The sequence below is a fragment of the Nonomuraea angiospora genome (assembly GCF_014873145.1).
GTDB classification, from domain to species: domain Bacteria; phylum Actinomycetota; class Actinomycetes; order Streptosporangiales; family Streptosporangiaceae; genus Nonomuraea; species Nonomuraea angiospora.
Window position 1 is genome coordinate 8,407,818 of the sequence record NZ_JADBEK010000001.1, and the last position, 14,546, is coordinate 8,422,363.

16 protein-coding genes and 1 tRNA gene are annotated in these 14,546 nt (G+C 69.5%); 6 read left to right on the forward strand and 11 right to left on the reverse strand.

Features of this window, described 5'->3' with window-relative positions; all coding sequences use genetic code 11:
• Positions 1 to 87 precede the first annotated feature (87 nt).
• Complete coding sequence (locus H4W80_RS38560) at positions 88 to 579, reverse strand: YajQ family cyclic di-GMP-binding protein (RefSeq protein ID WP_192789562.1); 492 nt, start codon at positions 577 to 579, stop codon at positions 88 to 90.
• Between the two features lie 267 nt (positions 580 to 846).
• Between H4W80_RS38560 and H4W80_RS38565 the strand changes: the two genes are divergently transcribed.
• A tRNA-Tyr gene (locus tag H4W80_RS38565) sits at positions 847 to 928 on the forward strand.
• Between the two features lie 458 nt (positions 929 to 1,386).
• Here the strand turns inward: H4W80_RS38565 and H4W80_RS38570 are convergent.
• The 3 genes from H4W80_RS38570 to H4W80_RS38580 all read right to left on the reverse strand — a co-directional run bounded on the left by H4W80_RS38570 (position 1,387) and on the right by H4W80_RS38580 (position 3,801).
• A complete protein-coding gene (locus H4W80_RS38570) occupies positions 1,387 to 2,166 on the reverse strand; it encodes an ABC transporter permease (RefSeq protein ID WP_192789563.1) in 780 nt (259 codons plus the stop codon).
• Positions 2,159 to 3,184, reverse strand: a complete 1,026-nt coding sequence (locus H4W80_RS38575; RefSeq protein ID WP_318787258.1) for an ABC transporter ATP-binding protein — start codon at positions 3,182 to 3,184, stop codon at positions 2,159 to 2,161. The genes H4W80_RS38570 and H4W80_RS38575 overlap by 8 nt, the downstream gene beginning before the upstream one ends.
• Before the next feature lie 155 nt (positions 3,185 to 3,339).
• Positions 3,340 to 3,801, reverse strand: coding sequence for a GbsR/MarR family transcriptional regulator (locus H4W80_RS38580; protein WP_192789564.1), 462 nt, complete (start codon positions 3,799 to 3,801; stop codon positions 3,340 to 3,342).
• A 157-nt stretch (positions 3,802 to 3,958) separates the two neighbouring features.
• On the opposite strand from H4W80_RS38580, the gene H4W80_RS38585 reads away from it, so the two are divergent.
• From H4W80_RS38585 to H4W80_RS38595, 3 genes are read left to right on the forward strand one after another with little or no spacing between them, the layout of a single operon-like run.
• Positions 3,959 to 5,572, forward strand: coding sequence for a CocE/NonD family hydrolase (locus H4W80_RS38585; protein ID WP_192789565.1), 1,614 nt, complete (start codon positions 3,959 to 3,961; stop codon positions 5,570 to 5,572).
• The gene (locus H4W80_RS38590; RefSeq protein ID WP_192789566.1) at positions 5,569 to 5,814 is read left to right on the forward strand and encodes a hypothetical protein; all 246 of its coding nucleotides are present in this window, start codon (positions 5,569 to 5,571) and stop codon (positions 5,812 to 5,814) included. Before H4W80_RS38585 ends, H4W80_RS38590 begins: the two co-directional genes overlap by 4 nt.
• Positions 5,811 to 6,989, forward strand: coding sequence for a cytochrome P450 family protein (locus H4W80_RS38595; protein ID WP_192789567.1), 1,179 nt, complete (start codon positions 5,811 to 5,813; stop codon positions 6,987 to 6,989). Before H4W80_RS38590 ends, H4W80_RS38595 begins: the two co-directional genes overlap by 4 nt.
• A gap of 26 nt (positions 6,990 to 7,015) precedes the next feature.
• On the opposite strand, the gene H4W80_RS38600 is transcribed toward H4W80_RS38595, so the two are convergent.
• The 5 genes from H4W80_RS38600 to H4W80_RS38620 all read right to left on the reverse strand — a co-directional run bounded on the left by H4W80_RS38600 (position 7,016) and on the right by H4W80_RS38620 (position 11,295).
• Complete coding sequence (locus H4W80_RS38600) at positions 7,016 to 7,186, reverse strand: hypothetical protein (RefSeq protein WP_192789568.1); 171 nt, start codon at positions 7,184 to 7,186, stop codon at positions 7,016 to 7,018.
• 140 nt (positions 7,187 to 7,326) lie between these two features.
• Entirely contained in the window at positions 7,327 to 7,947 is a 621-nt protein-coding gene (locus H4W80_RS38605; RefSeq protein WP_192789569.1) for a TetR/AcrR family transcriptional regulator, read from the reverse strand.
• Positions 7,944 to 9,407 carry an FAD-dependent oxidoreductase gene (locus tag H4W80_RS38610; protein ID WP_192789570.1) on the reverse strand — a complete coding sequence of 488 codons (1,464 nt, stop codon included), beginning with the start codon at positions 9,405 to 9,407 and terminating at the stop codon, positions 7,944 to 7,946. The genes H4W80_RS38605 and H4W80_RS38610 overlap by 4 nt, the downstream gene beginning before the upstream one ends.
• Before the next feature lie 161 nt (positions 9,408 to 9,568).
• The gene (locus tag H4W80_RS38615; RefSeq protein WP_192789571.1) at positions 9,569 to 10,852 is read right to left on the reverse strand and encodes an ArsB/NhaD family transporter; all 1,284 of its coding nucleotides are present in this window, start codon (positions 10,850 to 10,852) and stop codon (positions 9,569 to 9,571) included.
• A complete protein-coding gene (locus H4W80_RS38620; RefSeq protein WP_192789572.1) occupies positions 10,849 to 11,295 on the reverse strand; it encodes a CBS domain-containing protein in 447 nt (148 codons plus the stop codon). The genes H4W80_RS38615 and H4W80_RS38620 overlap by 4 nt, the downstream gene beginning before the upstream one ends.
• Before the next feature lie 281 nt (positions 11,296 to 11,576).
• On the opposite strand from H4W80_RS38620, the gene H4W80_RS38625 reads away from it, so the two are divergent.
• Together H4W80_RS38625 and H4W80_RS38630 are read left to right on the forward strand one after the other, a co-directional pair.
• On the forward strand, positions 11,577 to 12,791 hold the full coding sequence (locus H4W80_RS38625) for a cation:proton antiporter (RefSeq protein WP_192789573.1): 1,215 nt from the start codon (positions 11,577 to 11,579) through the stop codon (positions 12,789 to 12,791).
• A 2-nt stretch (positions 12,792 to 12,793) separates the two neighbouring features.
• Positions 12,794 to 13,069, forward strand: a complete 276-nt coding sequence (locus tag H4W80_RS38630; protein ID WP_192789574.1) for an alpha/beta fold hydrolase — start codon at positions 12,794 to 12,796, stop codon at positions 13,067 to 13,069.
• A 6-nt stretch (positions 13,070 to 13,075) separates the two neighbouring features.
• On the opposite strand, the gene H4W80_RS38635 is transcribed toward H4W80_RS38630, so the two are convergent.
• A complete protein-coding gene (locus H4W80_RS38635) occupies positions 13,076 to 13,948 on the reverse strand; it encodes an SAM-dependent methyltransferase (protein WP_192789575.1) in 873 nt (290 codons plus the stop codon).
• A complete protein-coding gene (locus tag H4W80_RS38640) occupies positions 13,945 to 14,412 on the reverse strand; it encodes a GbsR/MarR family transcriptional regulator (RefSeq protein ID WP_192789576.1) in 468 nt (155 codons plus the stop codon). Before H4W80_RS38640 ends, H4W80_RS38635 begins: the two co-directional genes overlap by 4 nt.
• Positions 14,413 to 14,546: the final 134 nt, after the last annotated feature.

Consider the following 14,546-nt stretch of genomic DNA (forward strand, 5'->3'; position numbering starts at 1 on the left):
CAGCGCGCTCGACCGTGTGCCCCGGATGTGCCCTCCGAGCCCTGCGGAACGCTGGAACGCCAGTTCAAAGGCCTGAATTAGGCCCCGCTAGCGGTAGTTCACGAACTGGAGGGCGATGTCCAGATCCTTGCCCTTCAGAAGGGAGATGACGTCCTGAAGGTCGTCCTTCTTCTTCGAGCTGACCCGAAGCTCCTCGCCCTGAATCTGCGCCTTGACCCCCTTCGGCCCCTCGTCGCGAATCAGCTTGGAGAGCTTCTTCGCGTTCTCCTGGTCGATGCCTTCCTTCAGGCTGACCAGCATCCGGTACTCCTTGCCCGACAGCTTGGGCTCACCCGCGTCGAGGATCTTCAGCGAGAGGCCCCGCTTGACCACCTTCTCCTTGAACACGTCGAGAGCGGCATTCGCCCGCTCCTCGCTGTTCGCCTTGATCTCGATGTCGTTCTGCCCTGACCAGCTGATCGCGGCCCCCGTACCCTTGAAGTCGAAGCGGTGCCCGATCTCCTTGACCGTCTGGTTCAGAGCGTTGTCGACCTCCTGCCGGTCGATCTTGCTCACGATGTCGAAAGACGAATCGGCCAAAACACTCATCCTCTCAGCGGCGAAAGCACTACCCGGATCCTGCTTCCCCGGCGTACGCGAAACGCGCGGACCCAGCGCACGAGCCTAGCCAGCATCGGCCCGCCGCGCAGGACACCGCTCCCCGTACGGAGAACCGCCCAGATTCGCGCCCCTCTCCACCCGTTTCGGCGCGGCACCGAACGGAGATCAGGCGCGTACCCAACCGTTGTCACGTACACCTCGGAAGTCCGCTATCCTTCTATCTGTCGCCGCGAGAGCGGATGGCAAGGCAGGTTGCCCGAGTGGCCAAAGGGAGCGGTCTGTAAAACCGTCGGCTCAGCCTACGCAAGTTCGAACCTTGCACCTGCCACACCAGCGGGAAGAGGCCCGTCACCAGTGGAAACGCGGTGACGGGCCTCTCGCTTTGCATCCGGCTGGCTACGGCGGACACTGGCGGGCTACGGTTGATCGTTCCCAATGCGTTCCCAATGCGTTCCCAAAGGATCAAGCCCAAAGGATCAAGGCCAGCGGATCATGACCGCCCAGGCGGCACTCACGGGGAGCACCAAGTGAACCTCTTGGACAGGTTCCGATCGCACTCACGCCGTACCCGTGGTGGACGCGCGAGGTCTTGGCTCAGCACGGTATGTACCGGTCAACGACCTGATCCCGCACCTGGCCGAGCGCGGCATCGCCCTGCCCGCCTTCCTTGCAAGCGGCGTCACCCCGAGATACATCGAACGACCCTCCAGCGAGCACCGCTGGCGTCTTCCAGCGCCTGGTGGGCGGCCTGTAGCGGGAATTTCGCTACAGGCCGCTGCGGCGGCGTTATCGGGTGTGGTCGGCGCGGTTCCACCAGAAGGCGGTCGTGATGCCTCCGGCCGAGCCGGTGGCTGCAACCAGCAGGAGACCGATAAGGCCCGGCGGGTCCTGGTTCTCGCCGGCGATGCCGGCGTACAGGCCGGGCACTGACCACGGGAAGTAGGCTCCGTAGCCGAGCGCGGCGATCACCTGGGCGCAGAACATGAGGCCGAACAGGGCGCCGACGGCGGCCAGGTAGCCGCGGCCCATGCTGGCGGTCAGGGCCAGGGGCGTGGTGGTCAGGGCGGCCAGCGCGGTAGCGGCCAGGATGCGCCCGACACCTGCAACGGCGATGGGGGCGGACCAGGCGGGCAGGCCGAGAAGGGCGCCGATGAGCAGGCCGAGACCGGCCAGCAGGATGGCCAGCAGCAGCGCCCAGACGGCGGCGACGGCGAACTTGGCGGTCACGATGGCGGTGCGGGAGGTGGGCAGGGCGAGCAGGTCGGTGGCGGTGTGGTCGCTGAATTCGCGGCCGAACAGCCAGATGGCGATGAGCCCGTAGACGCCGCCGCCGCCCACCGCGCCGGCTTGGGCGAGCAGGGCGAGGTAGCCGGGCCAGTCGGCGCTGGCGCCCGACAGTTGAGCTTTGTCGCCAAGTAGCCCCAGCGCTCGGGCACGGGCGGGGTCGGCCAGGATGAACATGAACATGCCGCACACCATCGCGGCGAGGGTGAAGGCCAGCGCGGTGATCCAGGGCAGGCGGCTGCGCCGCACCTTGAGCAGTTCGGCCCACAGTGCCTCACGCATCCCGGGTCCCCTCCTCGGCGATCTGGCCGGGCTGTTCGGCGGGCGCTGTCTGTCGGATCGTGCGCAGGAAGTAGGTCTCCAGGTCTTCTTCCTCCAGGTGAAGCTCGGTGGGCGGCACTCCGCCGTGCACCAGCACGGTGGCGACCTGGTCGGGCCGGGCGAGGGCGCGCTCGTCGGTGAGCAGGAGCCCGCCCGGTGCGGCGGGTGCGGGGTGGTAGCCGTGCGCGTGCAGCACCGTGCGGGCGGCGTCGTCGTCGCGGGTGGTCAGGCGCAGGTGGCGGCGGCGGTGGCGGTCCAGTTGGTCGGCGTCGTGTTCGCCGATGAGGCGGCCGTGGTGAAGAATCCCGATGCGGGTGGCCAGGCGGGCGACCTCGGCCAGCAGGTGACTGGACAGGAACACGGTGGTGCCGTGCTGTTGGGCGAGGTCGGCGAGCAGGGCGCGGATCTCGGCGACGCCGGCGGGGTCAAGGCCGTTGACGGGTTCGTCGAGGATGAGCAGGTCGGGGGCATGGAGAAGGGCCCTGGCCAGGGCCAGGCGTTGCAGGTTGCCGAGCGACAGGGTACGGGCGCGGCGCTCGGCGTAGGGGGCCAGCGCCAGGCGTTCGATGATGTCGTCGGCGGCGCCGGGCAGGCGGCGCAGCCGGCGGACCACCTCCAGGTTCTCCCGTACGGTCAGCTCCGGGTAGGCGGTGGCTGCCTCCACCAGGTAGCCCACCCTCGCCCAGGCGGTGCGGTCGCCCGCCGAGAGGCCGGCGCCCAGGACGTGCACCGTCCCGGCGGTGGGGGCGATCATGCCGAGCAGCATGCGGATGAGGGTCGTCTTGCCGGCGCCGTTGAGGCCGAGCAGGGCGTAGATCTGTCCCGCCCGCACGTGCAGGGTGACGTCGTCGACGGCCGTCACGTCGCGATAGCGCTTGCTCAGGTGGGCGATGTCGATGACCGGCGCGGTCGCGCGGGTCGGGGGTGGGGACGCAGGTTCAGATCTGGCGCCATCAGATGGCGGGATTCGGGGGCGCACGGGCACATCCTTGTCTCGAACGGACTGGACATGCCGACCAGGCTTCCCGGCTCACCTGACGTCAGGTTATCCCTGCCGAACCCTGCCGGACAGTGCGATTCGCTGTCCCGGTCACGTGGGCGCGGGCCTGGTGACGCCGGTGTTGGGAGGCATGCTCAGCGCGGTGCGTGTTTCTCTTCCCAGCGGCGCAGCAGGCCGGGCAGTTCACCCAGCAGGAATTCGTAGAAGTCGCGCATCCGCGTCAGCCGTGCGTGGGCCAGGTCGCCGGAGGCGGTGGCGGCGATGCCGGTCTCGGCGGCCTGCAGCATGACGTTGACGACGGTGTTCTGGGTGGAGAACAGGGTGGCCCAGGCGTCGTCGCGTAGCCGGTAGTGCTCGCGGCGGCTGCCGGGCGCGGGCAGGCGTTCGATGAGACCGACCGACAGCAGGGCCTTGACCGCGCCGGACACCGATCCCGCGCTGACGCCGAGCCGGTCGGCGATATCGCCCATGGTGGCGGTCTCGGCGTCGGTGAACAGGAAGACCGCCAGGGCCCGCGCCGACATGCGTTGCAGGCCGCCCTCGGTCAGCACCAGTGCCAGCCGTTCGGCGGCCTGCCACCGTTCCTGATCGCTCACCCGGTCACCTCCTCCGGGCAGCATAGCGAAGCCATGTGGACTTCAGAAATTTCCGAACTTTCGCTATATTCCTGGTATCAACCTCCGTCAGGAGCGCGATGGAGTGCCGGGAAGCCTGGTCGGCGAACACCACTGCCGACCCTGGAAGGCGATCCCGATGACTCTTCTCAGCCGCTTGTTCGACGTCCGTCCCGAGCACCGGCATCGGGTACGCGTACAGCGCGACCTGGAGATCCCCGCAGCCGACGGTGTGCGCCTGCTGGCCGACCGCCACTTCCCCGCCGACGTCGAGCGGCCGCCGCTGGTCCTGCTGCGCAGCCCGTACGGCCGAGGCAACGCCCTGGACCGCATGCCGGCACTGCTGGCCGAACGCGGCTACCAGGTGCTCTATCAGAGCCTGCGCGGAACGGCCGGATCAGCCGGACGCTTCGACGGCTTCACCATCGACCCCGCCGACGCCGACGGAACGCTCACCTGGCTGCGCGCCCAGCCCTGGTTCGGCGACCGGCTGGCCACGTGGGGAGCCAGCTACCTCGGCTACACCCAGTGGGAGCTGGCCGCCCGCGACATCCCCGAATGGAAGATCGCCCTCATCCAGGACGCCCCAGCGGAGTTCGCACACCGCTTCATGTACCCGGGCGGCGCCTTCGCGCTGGGCAACGCCCTGGGCTGGGTCCAGATCGTGGACCGGATGTTCACCGGCGACTACTCCACCATCCGCCAACTGCCGGCCATGGCCACCGCAGCCCGCAAACTGATGCGGGCCACCCTGACGCTCCCCCTGAATGAGGCCGACCTCGCGCTGACCGGACACCGCGTCCCCTGGTTCCACGAATGGATCGAACACGGCCCGGACGACCCCTATTGGTCCCGCATGGACCACCGCGCGAACGTCGCCCGCATGCCGCCCACCGCGCACCTGCAAGGCGGCTGGGACGACTTCTTCCTGCCCGGCATGCTCGCCGACTACGCCGCGCTGCGAGCCACGGGACGCCAGGTCCGGCTGCTGATCGGACCATGGGGACACGGCAGGGGCCTCTACACCCGCCACGGCATGCGCGACGCGCTGGCCGCATTGGACGCGGCTCTGCTCGGCAGACAGCCACCATCAGGGGTGCGGTTGTACATGACGGGTGCGGGCCGCTGGGAGGACCTGCCCGAATGGCCGCCCCCGCATGAGCCGACCCCCTGGCACCTGCACCCCGGCGGACGACTCGGCAACGAAGCCGCCACGGACGGCATGCCGCCCAGCCGCTACCGCTACGACCCCGGCGACCCCACCCCCACGATCGGCGGCACCGCGGTCGGCCTGTCCGCCGGCCGCAACGACAACCGCCGCATCGAGGTCAGAGCGGACGTTCTCACCTTCACCTCCGACCCGCTGCCACATGACATCGACGTCATCGGCCCGGTGAGAGCACGCTTGCACGCCCGCTCGTCCATCCCGCACGCCGACTACTTCACCCGCTTGTGCGATGTGTCACCCCGTGGCCGTTCGACCAACCTGTGCGACGGCATCGTCCGCCTCAGCGAGCCGGGCGACGTCCGGGTCGCCGACATCGAACTGTGGCCGCTGGCTCACCGCTTCGCGCGTGGCCACCGGATCCGGTTGCAGGTCGCCGGCGGCGCCCATCCCCGCTTCGGCCGCAGCACCGGCACCGGCGACCCCCTCGCCACGGCACGCGATCTGCGCCCGTCCAGCCACGAGATCTTCCACGACCCGGACCACCCCTCGGCCATCTGGCTTCCCGTCCTGTCAGGGATGTCATGAACCTGCTCACCCTCGGCGCGGTCCATCACGTCGGCCGCGCCCTCGTGGACGTCTCGCTTGAGCGTGGCGATGAGGTGGCCACGCTGAATCGGGGCCCGAGTCGCACGCACGCGGTCGGCGTGGCCGTACCGCCCCAGCCCCAGCGGCATCCCGCCTCCGGCACCCTTGCCACCGCCATCCGCCTGGCCGCCACTGGCATCAGGATGGCGACCACCTTCGTCGATCTGGAGTCGTTGTCATGACCAAGAACCACCTCCGTGACCTGCCTACCGCGGTCGACCGGGACGCGTTTCTGGTTGCCCTTGCTGCCGACGGGCCGGTCAGCCGCGGCGTGTATCTGGACGGCAGCCCCGTCTGGCTGGTCACCGGCCACGCCGAGAGCCTCCTCGTGCTGACCGACCCGCGCTTCAGCAGCGACCCGGCCAAACAGGCCACCTTCGACCTGGCCGCAACCGCCGGTCTGCCCGACGACGTGGCCCCGTACCTGCTGCGCACGCTCGGCGCCTACGACCCGCCGGACCACACCCGGCTGCGGCGGCTGGTGTCGCGGGCGTTCACCGCTCGCCGCATCGAGCGGCTGCGCCCGCGTATCCAGCAGATCGCCGAGGAGTTGCTGGACGGCCTGCCGGAGCAATTCGACCTCATCGAGCGCTTCGCCTACCCAATGCCGATCCAGGTCATCTGTGAACTGCTCGGCGTGCCGATGGAAGATCGCGACACCTGGCGGGCGTGGGCCGGCGACCTGACCGCCCCGGACCCGGCCCGGATCGCGGCCGGGGCACGCGGGCTCGTGGCGTACATGGCCCGGCTCATCGCCCACAAGACGGGCCAGGGCGGCGATGACCTGCTGTCGGCGCTCATCACAGTGAGGGACGACGATGGTGACCGGCTCAGCGAGCAGGAGCTGATCGCGTTGTCCATCAGCATCCTGATCGCCGGCCACGAGACCACGGTCGGCCTCATCAGCCAGAGCGTCCACCTGATCCTCACCCGGTCGCTGAAACTCGGCGACGATGACATCGCTCGCGCGGTGGAGGAGTTCCTGCGCTACAGCGGTCCCGCCGAGATCGCCGTCCTGCGCTACGCGCTCGAACCGGTCGAGCTCGGCGGCGTCACCATCGGCGCGGGTGAGGCCGTGCAGGTGGTGTACGCGGCGGCCAACCGCGATCCGCGCCGCTTCGACCGGCCGCAGGTCCTCGACCCATACCGGGCGGACAACCCGCACCTGGGCTTTGGCCACGGCATCCACTACTGCCTCGGCGCCGCACTGGCCCGGACCGAGACGCAGATCGCGCTCACCACCCTCCTGCGCCGCTTGCCGGGGCTGGAGCTGGCTGTCCCTGCCGACCGGATCGGTTGGCAGCCCGGCTTGAGGCGGGCGCTGACCGCTTTGCCGGTACGTGTTCGGGCGAGCTGAGCGTTGTGCGTTCGGCGGGTCCCAGATCACGCAAGCCGGCATGCGCAGTCAGATGAGCAGCAGGTGGCATAGGCCGCCAGCAACACCAGCGACCAGCTGCGGGCGAGCGGCATCTCCGGGACGAGCAGCGTCCAGAGGAATCCGCTGATGATGACCATGACGACGTTGACGGTCGAGGTGACGGCGGGCCAGAACACCGGCCAGGCCGAGACCGCCGACTTCGACTACGATGGGATCCCTGACCGCTGCCGGCAGCCCTGGTTCTTCGCCCGCAGCACCCTGACTGCCGGTGAAGAGGGGAAAGCACCCCGGCCTCCGGGCTCAGGAGAGGTTGCTGTCATGGGTGCGTCTGCTGGGCGGGCGGATACAAGCCGGCCTGGCGGTAGACGGCGGTGAGGTAGCGCAGCATCTCGGCGGCGTCCGGCGGATCCGGCTGCAGCACGCGATAGGTCACCGCCCCGGCCATCATGTCGATCAGCACGTCCAGGTCGGCGTCGGGTGCCACCATGCCGTCCTGCTGGGCGCGCCGGAGCATCGCGGCGGCCAGCTCGCGGCGGGGCAGGATGTAGTGCCTCCAGTAGACGGCCATCAGCGAAGGATGGCTCACGGCGGAGCCCATGATGCGGGCGACCAGCGCGCGGAAGTCGGGGCTCGCGGCCATCTCGGCCGCTGCGGGAAGGATGTGTTCGACGATGGCCTGTGGCGGCAGGGCGTAGACGTCGGCGGCCGACGGCGTCACCTCGTCGCTGACCCACCGTTCGATGGCCTGGGCGAGCAGGTCCTCTTTGGTGCTCCAGCGGCGGTAGACGGTCAGCTTGCCCACCCCGGCGCGCTTGGCGACCTGTTCGATGCTGGTGCCCTCGACGCCGCGTTCGACGAACAGCTCCAGCGCGGCGTTCAGGATCGCGGTGTCGGTCTCGGGGTCGCGCGGGCGCCCGCGCCCTCGGGTGGTGGTCATCCGAGGGCTCCGTCCAGCCAGCGGGCGAGCTCGGCGGGGCCGCCCTTGCAGGCCAGGTGGGCGTCCGGGCGGACGAGCATGGCGAGCCCGCTCGCGGGCCCTGCGGCGCGGAGGCTGACCACCTGGTCGCCGAGCCGCTGCCGGGCTGCCTCGAAGGCGGCCTGATCGCCGAGCACGGCCCACTTCCCGCGCAGCTCGGCGTGCAAGCGTGTGCGGCTGCCGCCGGGGCGTTCGCAGGCCAGGTCACCGATGCGGTCGCCGGGGCGGGGCTTGCGACCGCGCCCACCGAGCGGGCCACGCCGGTAGCTCACCCAGAGCTGGGAGGTCGTGTACGTGGTCCAGCGCTGGATCCATGCCTGGTTGAACACCCGCATCAGCACCTGGTCGCGCAGGAAGCGGCCGAGCGGGCTGCCGGCGATGTTGACCTTGGTGGCGGCGGTGCTGCCGCGCAAGACCTGGGTGGCCAGCGGGCGGCGTTCGGCCTGGTAGGTGTCGAGCAGGCGCTCTGCGGCCAGCCCCTGCACGACCAGGGCCAGCTTCCAGGCGAGGTTCTCGGCGTCGCCGAGCCCGGTCAGCATGCCCTGCCCGCCGAACGGAGCGTGCACGTGTGCGGCATCCCCGGCCAGCAGGATGCGCCCGTCGCGGTAAGTATCGGCCAGCCGCCGGTGGACGCTGAACAAAGACGCCCAGGTGACGTCGTGCAGACGCAGGCCGGTCAGGCCGGTGCGTTCGGGCAGGATGCGTCGCATGCGTTCGGCGATCTGTTCCTCGCCGGGCTTGTCGTCGCGGAAGGTGGCGTCGTAGGCGAGCAGCCGCCACTGATCACCTGGCATCGGCATGGCGCCCAGCACGCCGTCGGGGTGCGTCCAGCCGCTGGTGCCCGACCGGTCCAGCTCGGGGTCGAGGCGGCCGTCGACCAGCAGAAATCGCTCACTGACCTTCACCCCGGGAAACCGGATCCCCGCCAGCCTGCGAACCGCGCTGGCGCTCCCGTCACAGCCCACCAGCCAGCCCGCCCGTACGGTACTCCCATCGGCCAGCGCCGCGGTGACCCCAGCCGTGTCCTGACCCAAGGCGGTCAGTCTCTTGTCCCATTCCGGCTGCCTGCCCAGCCCGGCAAGCCGCTCACGCAGCCGCGCCTCGACCCTGGCCTGAGAGATCACCATCGGCGCAGCCGCAGTGCCCAGCCCCGGGTCGCCGAACCGGATCTTCATCATCGGGCGGTCCCCCGCGTACGAGGTGATGGTCATGGCCCGCACCGACTCCTCCGGCAGATCGCCGAGAGCATCCAGCCGGTCCAGCACCTCCGAGCCGCGGGCGTGCACGAAGTTCGCCCGGGACGTGGTGGCCGGCCCCTCGGCCTTGTCGATCACGCGCACCGAGACGCCGTGCTGCCGCAACGCGCACGCCAGCGCCAGGCCCACGGGCCCCGCGCCGACCACCAGAACATCGGTCTCCATGATCAGCCTTCATTTTATTAACGAAACGGGATCGTAAATATAATCCCGCAACTACTCCGATGTGTCCAGAGGAGGGCGGCTTGCTTCAGCTTGATCCAGGCGTGCAGCGCCAGGCCGGCGGCGACCGAGATGATGGCGGGCCACAGCAGCGTCGCGGATGGTCAGAGGAGGTAGCGCAGCCACAGGTACGGGGCGACCAGGGCGACGGTGACCGCCGTGACGATCAGGCCGTACTTGGTGAACTGCCAGAAGCTGATCGGCGTGCCGTTGCGGGCGGCGATGCCGAGCACGACGACGTTGGCCGCGGCGCCGACCGCGGTGGCGTTGCCGCCGAGGTCGGCGCCGAAGGCCAGCGCCCACCACAGCACGTCGTGCCCACCGTTGGCCTGGACGAGTTGCTCCACGATGGGGCTCATCGTGGCGACGTAGGGGATGTTGTCCACGATGGCCGACAGCGCGGCTGAGACGCCCAGCAGTCCCAGGGCGGTGGCCTCCGGTTGCCCGCTGGTGGCCGAGACGGCGGCCCGTGACAGTTCCTTGATGACGCCGGTCTCGACCAGGGCGCCGACCATGACGAACAGACCGGCGAAGAATACCAGCGTGGGCCACTCGACCTCGGCGATGGCCTCTTCGGTGGTCACCTTGGTCGCGGCCACCAGCACGCCCGCGCCCAGCAGCGCGACCACCGAGGGCTCGTAGTGCAGCACCGGGTGCAGCACGAACGCGGCCATCACCAGGGCGAGCACGGCCAGCGACTGCCACAGCAGCCGCCGGTCGGCGATCGCCTCCCTCTCGTCCAGCGCCATGATGGACTCGGCGCGTTCGGGGTCGTAGCGGAACGACCGGCCGAACATCAGCCAGCACAATCCCACGAACACCGCCGTCAGGACGACGACCATCGGGGCCATGTGGGCAAGGAAGTCGTTGAAGGTCAGACCCCCGCGGCTGGCGATGATGATGTTCGGCGGGTCGCCGACCAGGGTGGCAGCGCCGCCGATGTTGGAGGCCATCGCCTCGGCGATCAGGAAGGGCGCCGGGTTGACGGCGAGCCGTTCGCACACCAGGAACGTCACCGGAGCGATCAGCAGCACGGTGGTCACGTTGTCCAGCAGCGCCGAGGCCGCCGCGGTGATCAGCACCAGCAGCACCATCAGCCGGAACGGCCGGCCCCGGGCACGTTTGGCGGCCCAGATGGCGAGGTATTCGAAGACGCCGGTCTGCTTGAGGACACCGACGATGATCATCATGCCCAGCAGGAGGAAGATGACGTTCCAGTCGATCCCCGCATGCCGGGAGAAGAACGCCGCCTCGCCCTTGGTGGCATGGATCAGCAGCATGATCCCCGCCCCGCCGAGCGCGGCCGCGACCCGGTGGACCTTCTCGGTGGCGATCAGTGCGTACGCGACCAGGAAGACCGCCACGCTCACCCACGCGAGCACGCTCATACCGGGAGCATCCGGTCCAGCAGTGCCTGCAGCGTCACCGCCCCCATCAGCCGCCGGTGCTCGTCGACGACGGCGACCAGCGGGCTGTGGGTGCGCGCCATCAGCGCGGCCAGTTCCAACACGGTCGCCTCAGGGTCGGTGACCGGGAGCTCGCGTGGCTGCCGTGGCAGGGCGTCGCGTACGGTACGGCCGTGCAGCTCGCGCAGGAAGGCGTCGGCGTGTGCCTCGTCCACCACCCGCGCCAGCGCCGGATCGTCCTGGCAGTAGCCGGGCACGGCCAGACGCAGCACCTGCGTGCCGGGCAGGATCGTGACCGGCGAGTCTTCGCCGTCGACCACGATGAGACCCGGCAGATCCTGCTCGGCCAGCAACCTGGCCGCGTCGACCACGGGAGAATCCAGGCGGACCGTAGGGAAGTCGGTAAGCAACTCTCGGGCGCGCACCGGCACATCCTTCGCTCAACGGGGACAGAACGTGCCGACCAGACTTCCCGGCTCACCTGTAGACAACGTATCAAGGCCTGTCAAGATCGCCGCGAGCGGATCGGCAGCTCACCGCCCCGTTCACCGTGAAGGCGGCCGTCTGCGCCGTCAAGAATCCGTCTGTTCGCTTGACACGGCCGCTGCTAAGGTGAGCGTCGGTGCGCCGGGAAGTCTGGTCGGCAAGATCGCGGTAGCTGGACCGACCGGAGGCGTTCCATGATGTGTTCTTCGCGGTGCCCTTGATGAGCGCGTCACTGACGGCGTTCGCGGGCGTGCTGCTGCTGGCTGTGCTGCTGTCCAGCCTGGCCCACCGCACCATCCTGTCCACGGCCGCGCTGTTCCTGGTGGCCGGGTTCGTCCTCGGCGACGGGGTGTTGGGCGTGGTCTCGCTCAAGCCGGGCGACGAGCTGGTGGCGACGCTGGCCGAGCTGGCTCTGTTCACCGTGCTGTTCACCGACGGCATGCGGGTGGGCTGGCCGGAGCTGCGCAGCGCCTGGAGACTGCCGGGGCGGGCGCTCGGCTGGGGACTGCCGCTCACCCTGGTCATCACCGCCGTGGGTGCGCACTACCTGGTGGGGCTGGGCTGGGTCGAATCTCTGCTGATCGGTGCCATCCTGGCGCCCACCGACCCGGTCTTCGCGGCCGCCCTGGTCGGCAACGAGAAGGTGCCACCCCGGCTGCGGCAGCTGCTCAACGTTGAGTCGGGTGTCAACGACGGGCTCGCGCTGCCGTTCGTCATTCTCTTCCTTGCCATCGCCTCCGGAGCGCAGAACCTGCACCTGGGTGAGCTCAGCCTGGAGCTCGGCCTTGGCGTGCTCATCGGAGTCGTCATCCCCTGGGCGGCGATCAAGCTGGAGCAGACGCGCTGGTTCTCCGCCTCGACGCAGTACGAGCCGCTCAACGCCCTGGCCATCGGCCTGCTCGTGCTCGCCGTCGGCAAGGCCACACACGGCAACCTGTTCCTGGCCGCCTTCTTCGCCGGCATCACCGTCGCCACCATCGGGCAGCGGCAGCGCGAGTCGTTCGAGCACTTCGGCGAGCTCATCGCCGAAGTTTTCAAGCTGGCCGCGCTGCTGGTATTCGGCGCGCTCATCACCCCGTCCCTGCTCGGGTCGGTCGGTTGGCAGGGATGGCTGTTCGCGATCCTCGCCCTCGTGCTCGCCCGGCCGGCGGCCATCTGGCTGTCGTTCCTGCGATCGGGGCTGTCGGTGCGCGAGCAAGCGGCGGTGGCCTGGTTCGGCCCCAAGGGCTTCGCCTCCGTCGTGTACGGGCTGCTCGTGCTCGGCTCCGGCATCGCGCCCGCCGAGCAGGTGTTCCAGCTCGTCGCGGTGACCATCGTGGCCTCGATTCTGCTGCACTCCTCGACCGACATCGTGGTGGCGCGCTGGTTCGATGACGAGCGTGAGGTCCCGGCCTGGTACGGGATCGTCACCCGCAAGATGCACCGACAGGAGTGACCGTGCCGGGGCTGATCCGCCGGACTGTTCACCGTGATGCGCTCCGGAAGCGGCTTCGTCGCCGACATGCTCACTGCGCCGGGCAGGTCAGCCAGCCCACGCTGGTCATCGCCACCCGCAACGATCGGTCAGCGCCCTTCGCTCATGCCGAATTCTCGGCAGCGGCGATACCGAATGCCGAACTGGCGGACACCCGGGCCGACAGTCACCTGATCTGGTTTGGCCCTGACTATCCCCACATCGCCGCGAAGATCCGTGATTTCCTCGCCGCAGGCTGAGCGCGGCTACCGCTTCTCGGCGTAGACGAATCGTTCGAGGTCGGACACCGGCAGCTCACGGCCCGCCGGCTCCAGGTATCGGGCCTGATATTCGGCGGCGCCGACCTGCTCACGCTCCACCCAGCCATAGCTCGCCAGCAGGCCGCTGACCTCGCCCGGAGCCAGGCCGAACCGCCACAGCCGCCGCTTGACCACGAACTCCTCATACAGCGCCGTAGCCCCGTGGCCGCCACCGTCCAGGAAATCCCGCAGCACGTAGGTGAACAGCAGCCGGCTGCCTGCCGCGGCCTGGGACAAGAACGCCAAGGTGGCGCGAACCCCCTCCTCGGTCAGGTACTGCGTGACCGCCTCCCACACGAACACCACCGGCCTGCCGGTCTGGAACCCGTGCTCGGCCAGCACCCCGCCCAGATCGTCGATCTCGAAGTCGACACCGATCAGCCGCACGTGTTCCGGCACGGCGCCGGACAGCGTCTGCAGCCGCTGCCGCTTGTCCTCGACGTTCGCCGGCAGGTCCAGCTCATAGGCGCGCCCGCCGGACGGCGTCAGCCGGCAGGCACGGGTGTCCAGCCCCGCCCCGAGCACCACCACCTGCGTGATCCCGGCCTGGAAGGCCTCAGTGGCCTGGTCGTCGGCGTAACGCTTGCGGCACAGCACGGCGCCCCAGATCCCCGGTGCGCGTTTATCCGATGCTGCGATCATCCATCGGCGCACGGCAGGCCATCGGCATGCCCGGACGGCTGCGCGCAGGCTCACGGGCAGCAGACCGATCGCCAGCCCGTCATCGATCAGGCGTCGGCCGGGTGGCTCGTACTGCTCGGCGGCGGCGATCATCATGGGGCCGAGCGCGGTCTGCGCCGCTGCGGGCCGTCGCGTCATGCCTCATCCCTCCGATCGGCCCGTGCCTGCGATGGTGGCGGTGGGGCGTCATCGAACACCTTGGCCATCCACTCGAACGTGGCGTGCGCCTGACGCATCCGTCCCTCCTGCTGGCCGGTCAGCGCCAGCCCATCCCGGGTGATGTCCAAGAACGCGGCGATCCCGGCGACCTGCCGGCGCACCACAACCGTCCAAGCGTCCTCGGCCATCCGGTAGTAGACGGTCCGCTCGCCTGGCCGGGTCCGCCAGTCGAGGAAGCCCATGCTGGTCAGGAGCCGCAGGTTCGAGGTCAGCGAGGCGCGGCTGGCGCCGATGGCGTCGCTGATCTGCCCGGCGGACTGCTCGGGTGGATCGCAGACCATCAGCCAGCCCAGCACCCGCCCGGCGATCGGCGGCACCCCGTCGCGCGCCAGGTACATGGCGACCCGCTCTACCCACTCCAGCAGTTGCTCTTGCTCAGTCACGCCCGATCCGCCTCCTCTTGCAGCTATTTTAGTATGCGCTAAAATTCATGTATTGATCAAGGATACGCCCCACCCGTGGGGCGTGCTGTTGGTGAGCCGGGAAGTCTGGTCGGCCCGTGACCTGCGGTCGCGGA

What these genes read in the sequence shown, in the direction of transcription:
- H4W80_RS38570 (WP_192789563.1), bottom strand. Translation starts at nt 2,166, where the DNA reads ATGCGTGAGGCACTGTGGGCCGAACTGCTCAAGGTGCGGCGCAGCCGC.
- H4W80_RS38585 (WP_192789565.1), top strand. Translation starts at nt 3,959, where the DNA reads ATGACTCTTCTCAGCCGCTTGTTCGACGTCCGTCCCGAGCACCGGCAT.
- H4W80_RS38590 (WP_192789566.1), top strand. Translation starts at nt 5,569, where the DNA reads ATGAACCTGCTCACCCTCGGCGCGGTCCATCACGTCGGCCGCGCCCTC.
- H4W80_RS38595 (WP_192789567.1), top strand. Translation starts at nt 5,811, where the DNA reads ATGACCAAGAACCACCTCCGTGACCTGCCTACCGCGGTCGACCGGGAC.
- H4W80_RS38605 (WP_192789569.1), bottom strand. Translation starts at nt 7,947, where the DNA reads ATGACCACCACCCGAGGGCGCGGGCGCCCGCGCGACCCCGAGACCGAC.
- H4W80_RS38610 (WP_192789570.1), bottom strand. Translation starts at nt 9,407, where the DNA reads ATGGAGACCGATGTTCTGGTGGTCGGCGCGGGGCCCGTGGGCCTGGCG.
- H4W80_RS38615 (WP_192789571.1), bottom strand. Translation starts at nt 10,852, where the DNA reads ATGAGCGTGCTCGCGTGGGTGAGCGTGGCGGTCTTCCTGGTCGCGTAC.
- H4W80_RS38625 (WP_192789573.1), top strand. Translation starts at nt 11,577, where the DNA reads ATGAGCGCGTCACTGACGGCGTTCGCGGGCGTGCTGCTGCTGGCTGTG.
- H4W80_RS38635 (WP_192789575.1), bottom strand. Translation starts at nt 13,948, where the DNA reads ATGACGCGACGGCCCGCAGCGGCGCAGACCGCGCTCGGCCCCATGATG.